This window comes from Allorhizocola rhizosphaerae, from assembly GCF_003426775.1.
Taxonomy (GTDB): Bacteria; Actinomycetota; Actinomycetes; order Mycobacteriales; family Micromonosporaceae; genus Allorhizocola; species Allorhizocola rhizosphaerae.
On record NZ_QJUG01000343.1, the window covers coordinates 1 to 6,468 of the forward strand.

Annotated in this window: 8 protein-coding genes; 3 read left to right on the forward strand and 5 right to left on the reverse strand. The window is 68.1% G+C overall.

Annotated features, from left to right (window positions below; translation table 11 throughout):
• Positions 1-1,336: ATP-dependent helicase (locus DM816_RS39380; protein ID WP_162908311.1), on the reverse strand; the 1,336-nt coding region annotated here is incomplete at its 3' end.
• A gap of 229 nt (positions 1,337-1,565) precedes the next feature.
• Between DM816_RS39380 and DM816_RS39385 the strand changes: the two genes are divergently transcribed.
• Positions 1,566-1,796 (forward strand): mycoredoxin, encoded by a 231-nt coding sequence (locus tag DM816_RS39385; protein WP_162908314.1) that lies wholly within the window; start codon positions 1,566-1,568, stop codon positions 1,794-1,796.
• Here DM816_RS39385 and DM816_RS39390 read toward each other — a convergent pair.
• Positions 1,789-2,037 (reverse strand): hypothetical protein, encoded by a 249-nt coding sequence (locus DM816_RS39390; RefSeq protein WP_117215575.1) that lies wholly within the window; start codon positions 2,035-2,037, stop codon positions 1,789-1,791. The two genes, DM816_RS39385 and DM816_RS39390, sit on opposite strands and share 8 nt — an antisense overlap.
• 135 nt (positions 2,038-2,172) lie before the next feature.
• Positions 2,173-3,000, reverse strand: a complete 828-nt coding sequence (locus tag DM816_RS39395) for a helix-turn-helix domain-containing protein (RefSeq protein WP_162908312.1) — start codon at positions 2,998-3,000, stop codon at positions 2,173-2,175.
• Between the two features lie 132 nt (positions 3,001-3,132).
• Between DM816_RS39395 and DM816_RS39400 the strand changes: the two genes are divergently transcribed.
• Both DM816_RS39400 and DM816_RS39405 read left to right on the forward strand, forming a co-directional pair.
• Complete coding sequence (locus DM816_RS39400) at positions 3,133-3,705, forward strand: winged helix-turn-helix domain-containing protein (RefSeq protein WP_117215576.1); 573 nt, start codon at positions 3,133-3,135, stop codon at positions 3,703-3,705.
• A gap of 20 nt (positions 3,706-3,725) precedes the next feature.
• Entirely contained in the window at positions 3,726-4,931 is a 1,206-nt protein-coding gene (locus DM816_RS39405; RefSeq protein ID WP_117215577.1) for an MFS transporter, read from the forward strand.
• A gap of 86 nt (positions 4,932-5,017) precedes the next feature.
• On the opposite strand, the gene nudC is transcribed toward DM816_RS39405, so the two are convergent.
• Both nudC and DM816_RS39415 read right to left on the reverse strand, forming a co-directional pair.
• Complete coding sequence (gene nudC / locus DM816_RS39410) at positions 5,018-5,905, reverse strand: NAD(+) diphosphatase (protein ID WP_246002641.1); 888 nt, start codon at positions 5,903-5,905, stop codon at positions 5,018-5,020.
• A 34-nt stretch (positions 5,906-5,939) separates the two neighbouring features.
• A partial coding sequence (locus tag DM816_RS39415) for a M16 family metallopeptidase (RefSeq protein ID WP_162908313.1) occupies positions 5,940-6,468 on the reverse strand: 529 nt, incomplete at its 5' end.

A 6,468-nucleotide genomic window follows, 5' to 3' on the forward strand; every position in this document is an offset into this window, starting at 1 on the left:
CCAGCGACTCCCACCGCTCCCGCGCGGCGCCGCCCGCGGGCGGCCGCTCCGGCTCCCAGCCGAGCCCGCGCAGGATGTCGCTCACCTGGTTGACCAGATCGTCGTCCGCACCGGACGCTCGGGCCGCGGTGCGCAACCCGGCACGCGCCTGCTTGATCTCGGCTCGATCGAAAAACCGCTCTCCACCCCGTACCACATAAGGCACTTGGGCTTCTGAAAGCGCACCCTCGTAGGTCTCCGACTGGGCGTTGGTCCGGAACAGCACCGCGATCTCCGAGGCGGGCGTGCCCGCCGCGATCAGCTCGGCGCACCGCCGCGCGACCGCCGTCGCCTCGGCGATCTCGTCCGGGAAGACCCGCACGTCGGGCTCGGGCCCGGGCGGTCGCTGGCCGATCAGATCGAGCCGCAGCCGAGAGCTCGCGCCCCGGGCCTGCCCGATGACCGCATTGGCCAGGCCGACCACCTGCGGCGTCGAGCGGTAGTCGCGCACCAGCCGGACCACGACCGCGCCCCGGTGCTGCCGCGGGAAATCGACCAGATAGGACGATGTGGCCCCGGTGAACGAGTAGATGGTCTGCGCGGCGTCGCCCACGACGGTCAGATCCGTGCGCCCGCCCAGCCACGCGTCGAGCAGGCGCTGCTGCAACGGGTTGACGTCTTGGTATTCGTCGACGACGAAGTGCCGGTATTGCGCGCGGATCTGCTCGGCCACGTCGGAGTGCTCCTCGATGCCCCAGCACATGGCACGCAGCAGGTCCTCAAAGTCGATCACCCCGGCGGAACGCTTGGCCCGCTCGTATTCGGCGAACACCGATGCCACCTGGGCCGGCTCCAGCGGGGTCTCGCGGCCGGCCTTGGCCGCGGCCACCTCATATTCGGAAGGCTCCACAAGCGACGATTTCGCCCACTCGATCTCGCCGGCGAGGTCGCGCGCCGCGATCCGGTCGGCCCGCACCTTGGCCTTGGCCGCGGCCAGCATCACGAACCGGGTCTTGCTCTCGATCAGCTCGGGGACGTCGCGCCCACGGAGCAGGCGTGGCGCGAAAAACCTGAGCTGACGGAGCGCGGCCGCGTGAAACGTGCGCGCCTGAACCCCCTGAGCCTCCAGTTTGGCCAGTCGTTCCCGCAGCTGGGCCGCTGCCCGCGCGGTGAACGTGACGGCCAACACGTGGCGCGCCTGGATCTGCCCGGTCAGCACCCGATGGGCGATGCGATGCGTGATCGCCCGGGTTTTGCCCGTGCCCGCGCCCGCGAGAATGCAGACCGGACCGGCGGGTGCGGTCACGGCCGCCCGCTGTTCGTCGTCGAGACCGCGCAAGACTGACCCAGCTGTCACAGCTCGCCATCATTCCACCCGGGGCGGACGGTCGCCCGGCACCGAGCGTCGGCCTGTGGATAAAACGCCGGGCGCGATACTGCTGAGGACCGCCCAGCGCCACCCAACCGGGTAAACGCCCAGCGCCAGCTGCGGTTGGAGCCAAAACCAGCCTGTGGAAAACGCGACGTGTGGCGAGTGGCACATCGGACTTTTTCCGCCCCCGCGCGGCGTTGTTAAGGTCGTGAGTGTGCTGACGATGTATTCGACGACATGGTGTGGTTACTGCCACAGGCTCCGGACTCAGCTTGACCGCGAGGGCATCCCCTACACCGTGGTGGACATCGAGCAGGATCTTGCCGCCGCCGAATATGTGATGAGCGTCAACGGTGGCAATCAGACGGTGCCGACCGTGCGGTTCCCCGACGGCACGGCGATGACCAACCCCAACATCAATCAGGTCAAGGCCAAGCTCAGTTGAGCCACTTCGGGGCGTCGAGGCGGACCACCTTCACCCGCTGGCGCCCCGAGCGCACGGCGCCGACGGACGCGAGCGCCTTGGCCAATTGCAAAGCCGAGTCCAGATTGTCGGCCTCGGCTACTTGACGTCTCTGTTCAGGTGCGATGCTCTCATCGCGCAGTGGTGCGTCCTCGCTGAAGGAGGCCACCACGTCTTCGGGCGCGAACGGTCGTACCTCCGTCCGGACGATGAGATATCGCATGGCCTAGAGATCCATCCCTGGAATTTCCACTGTGGCTTTGTGCCAATGCTGGAACACCTCCAGTTCCGGAATCAAGAAAGACTCGACGAACGTCGGACAGCGCCGCCCGTTCGGGTGACTCAGTGTGAGCAATGATCAGTACAGTTGTTCGCTTAGCCAAGCCTTGGATTCCTTGGCGTCCAATGCGGACTCGCTGATCCATTCAAAGACCTGCGTATATTGCTTCACACACTCACGATCACTGAATACCAGCTCACGACCGAGGGTCTCGACCGCGATGGTTTCCGGGTCATCTGGGTCGGGAAAGTGATAGATAGAAAATCCTGTGTATGGTAGGTAAAACGAATCGATCACCGACTCGCACCGAAGTACCCGGATGGTCACGTTCGGTAGCGAAGCGAGGTGCGCCAGCCGGGCGATCTGCTCGGCCCGCGCCGTGGCCGGCGCTCCCCGGTTGAGCAGCGCGTTCTCATCGACGACGGCCTCGTAGTCGGGCGCATTGGACGGCCGGGTGAGGATCGTCTGGCGCGCCATCAGCGCGGCCACCTCAGCCTCCATATTGGACGACGCGTTGGACGACGCGAGCCGCTGCGACGACTGCAGCCGCAGCCGCGCGTACTCGGGCGTCTGTAACAGTCCGGGCACGATGACGGCCGCGTATTCGGCGATCCGGTCGCACCCCGTCTCCAGTTCCGCGTAGTTTCGCTGCCGCGTGGTCATGACCGGGTATTCGCGCAGCCATCCCGTGTTGGCCGCGTCGCGGGCGATGGCGACCAGCCGGTCCCGGTCACACTCGTCCACCCGATACAGGTCCAGCAGGTCGAGCACGTCGCCGAGGTCGGGCCGGCTGCGCCCGTTCTCCAGCCGCGACAGTTTCGATTTCGCCGGCCAGCCGACGGACGCGATGACCTGATCGCCGGTCAGGCCGAGGCAGGCGCGCAGGCGGCGAAGCTCTGCTCCCAAGCGTTGACGGCGCACGATAGGGCTCGAACTCGGGGGCACGTATGAACAGATTAGGTGAAATCGGACAGGCCCGGTGCGTGACACGCCGACTCGATTGACAAAAGAAGTCTTTCGAAAGATATGCTTTGACTCATGTCCGAGTGGCCCACACGGGAGATCACCGATCCACGCATGCTGCGCGCGCTGGCCCATCCGGTGCGGATCAAGCTGGTCAACGCGCTGGTGGTGCACGGACCGGCGACAGCCACCGAGCTGGCCGACCGGATCGCCGACACCCCCGCCAACTGCTCATGGCACCTGCGCCAGCTCGCCAAGTTCGGCTTCATCGAAGAGGCCGACGACCTGGAGACCAAGGGCCGCAACCGCCCGTGGCGCTGGGTGCCGGTGGGCAACCGCTGGGGCGAGCCCGGTGACTCCTCCGAGCTGCTGTCGGCGGGCAACGAGCTGACCAACACCGTGCTCGGGTTCGAGCTCGCCGAGCGCAACGCCTGGGACGAGCGGCGCGCCGCCGAGCCGGCGCAGTGGCAGAGCGCGGCCTTCACGATGCAGTCGATGGCCTGGCTGACCGCCGACGAGCTCGACGAGATCCATCAGCAGATCCACGCGCTGATCCTGCGCCACCTCGACCGGCTCACCGATCCCTCGACCCGGCCCGAGGGCGCCCGGCCCATCCGGTTCATCGCCTGGGGCGTCCCGTCCCGCTGACGCTTAAGAGGTACCCCCTGATGAAAAGGATTTTGAAAAGGCGCGACTTCCGGCTGCTCTTCGGCGGGCTGTTCTTCAGCATGACCTCGGAATCCATGCTGCTGCTCGCCCTCGCGATCTGGGCGAAGGATCTCACCGGCTCCGATGGCATGGCGGGCGCCGCGATCCTCGCGGTGATCGCGCCGATGGCGTTCGCACCGATGATCGGCTATGTCGTGGACCGGTTTCGCAGGCGCCCGTTCCTGGTCACCGCGCTGATCGTCTCGGCGGCCGGGTTGAGCCCGCTGCTGCTCATCCGCGATCGCGGCGACCTGTGGATCCTCTACGCGGTCGCCGTAGGCTATGGACTGTCCTACATCGCGGTCAGCAGCGCGCTCAACGGGCTGATCAAAGAGGTCGTGCCGGATGAGCTGCTGGCGGAGGCCAACGGCGCCCTGCAGACCGTCAAGCAGGGACTGCGGCTGGTCGCCCCACTGATGGGCGCCGGCCTATATGCCGCGACGAAGGGGTGGGGGCTCGCGACCGTCGGCATGGTCGGCTTCGTGCTCGCTTCCATAATCATTTCTTTTCTGCGGGTACCGGAGGAAAAGCCCGCGCCGCCCGAAAAGCGTTGGCTGAGCGAGGTTGTGGTCGGGATCAGGCACCTGACACGGACCGCTTCGCTGCGCCGCGCCGTGCTCGGCTGCATCGTCGTGATCGTGGCGCTGGGATTCAGCGAATCGCTGTTCTTTGCGCTCGTCGACCAGGGCCTGCACCGCCGGCCCGAGTTCCTCGCGGTGATCGTGAGCGTGCAGGGGGTCGGCGGGATCATCGGCGGGGTCACGGCCGCGCGGGTGGTGCGCCGGCTCGGCGAGATCAGCACGGTCGCGCTTGGCGTCGGCCTGTTTCTGCCCATGCTGGTGACGAGCGTCTTCCCGAGCGTGTGGTTGGTGTTCCCGTCGGCTGTGGTCGGTGGCATCGGCCTGCCATGGGCGATCGTCGGCCTGATGACGCTCATGCAACGGGTCACGCCCAATGAGATCGTCGGCCGGGTGTCGGCCGCCATGGATGCCCTGCTGAGCGGGCCGCAGGCGCTGGCGATCGCGCTCGGCGCCGTGCTCGTCGAGCAGCTGCCGTTCCGCCTGCTGTTCGCCGCGATGGCCGTCGTTTGTGGACTCTCGGTCACCTACCTGTGGCTCGGCCGCGCGCTCAGCACGCCCCGGCTGCCCGCCACCGAGCTCGCCTGAGGGCTCGTGTGTAGCGCCTTGCCGCACGGGCCGGGTGGATGTGGCCGAGCTGGACGAGCGCGACGTCGTCGAGGGCCGACCGGCCGTCAGGACTCGCCCGCGAGCCAGCGCGTGATTAGGCGATAGGCGATCGAGCTCCGGTTGGGCAGGCGGAAGGCGTCTGAGGTCCGCTCGGCCACGGCCGCGATCTCCGCCCGCGTGAACCATCGCGCGTCAGCGAGCTCGCCGGGGTCGATGGACACCGGCTCATCCGGGTTGGCCAGGGCGAAGAAGCCGAGCATGAGCGATCGTGGATACGGGTGCGGCTGGCTGCCGAAGTATTTCATCTGGGTCACGTGGACCCCGGCCTCCTCCAGCACCTCGCGCGCCACCGCCGCCTCGGCGGTCTCGCCCGGCTCCACAAACCCGGCCAGTGTGGAGTAGCGCCGGATGCCCTGGGTCGGCACCCACAGCACGCCGGAACCCAGCAGAGCGCGCCCCTGCGGCCCGGCAACGCCATCGTGCACCAGCATGATCACGGCCGGGTCGGTGCGCGGGAAGTGCAGCTCCCCGTTGGCCTCCCGCCGCACCCAGCCGGCCTGCTCCATGACGGTCGGCTCACCGGTCATCGGCGAGAATCGATAGTCGTTGTGCCACTGGATGAGCCCGAGGGCCTGGGCGAACAGGCGGGCGTGCCGCGGGTTGAGGTCGGCGCCCACCTCCCACAGGTGCTTGAGCGCGGCATCGTCGACCGGCGGCGGCTCGACCGCAACGGCGAAATAGGGCGTGCCCGTGTCGTCGACGCCCAGGAACAGGCGCTCGCCCTCGATGCCCGCGGCTTTAAACAGCACCAGCCCGGCGGGCCCGATGAGCGACCGCCCGTCCGGCGCGATCACCACGACAAACGCGCGCTCCCACGCCTCGGCGAGCCATTGAGGGTCGCTGCGGCGGTGGGCCGCCCGGTCAAGCGGCGGCCACACTCCCGTATCGGTCACGCGGCCACCACCGTGGCCCAGTTGCCGGGCGAGGTCATCGATCCACGGCGACGATGGCCGACACCTCATCGGCGATCTTCGACGCGTCGCCAAGCACCACGCTGACCGCCCTGGCCGGGGCCAGGTGCTGACGCGCCACCCGGTGCACGTCTTCGGCGGTCGCCGCCGCCAGCCGCGCCGAGTGCTCGGCCAGGTAGTCCAGCCGCAGCCCGAACCCGGCGTAGGTGCTGGCAAGCCCGGCCAGACCGGCCTGAGTGGACATTCCCAATTGGAGCGTGCCGAGCGCGTATTGCCGGGCCTGCTCCAACTCGGCCTCGGCGGGCGGCAGCGAGGCCATGCGGCCCAACTCGTAGTAGGTCTCGACAAGCGCGGGCGCGGTCACCTCGGTGGCGACCTCCGCCGAAACCACCATGGCCGAGCCGGCCACCGAGTGCTCGATCATCGAGTGCGGCCCGTAGGTGTATCCCTTGTCCTCGCGGATGTTTTCCACCCAACGCGACGAGAAGTATCCGCCGAAGACGAGGTTGGCCAGTTGTAGCGCGGCGTGGTCGGGGTCGGTGCGG

What these genes read in the sequence shown, in the direction of transcription:
- DM816_RS39400 (WP_117215576.1), top strand. Translation starts at nt 3,133, where the DNA reads ATGTCCGAGTGGCCCACACGGGAGATCACCGATCCACGCATGCTGCGC.
- DM816_RS39390 (WP_117215575.1), bottom strand. Translation starts at nt 2,037, where the DNA reads ATGCGATATCTCATCGTCCGGACGGAGGTACGACCGTTCGCGCCCGAA.
- DM816_RS39405 (WP_117215577.1), top strand. Translation starts at nt 3,726, where the DNA reads ATGAAAAGGATTTTGAAAAGGCGCGACTTCCGGCTGCTCTTCGGCGGG.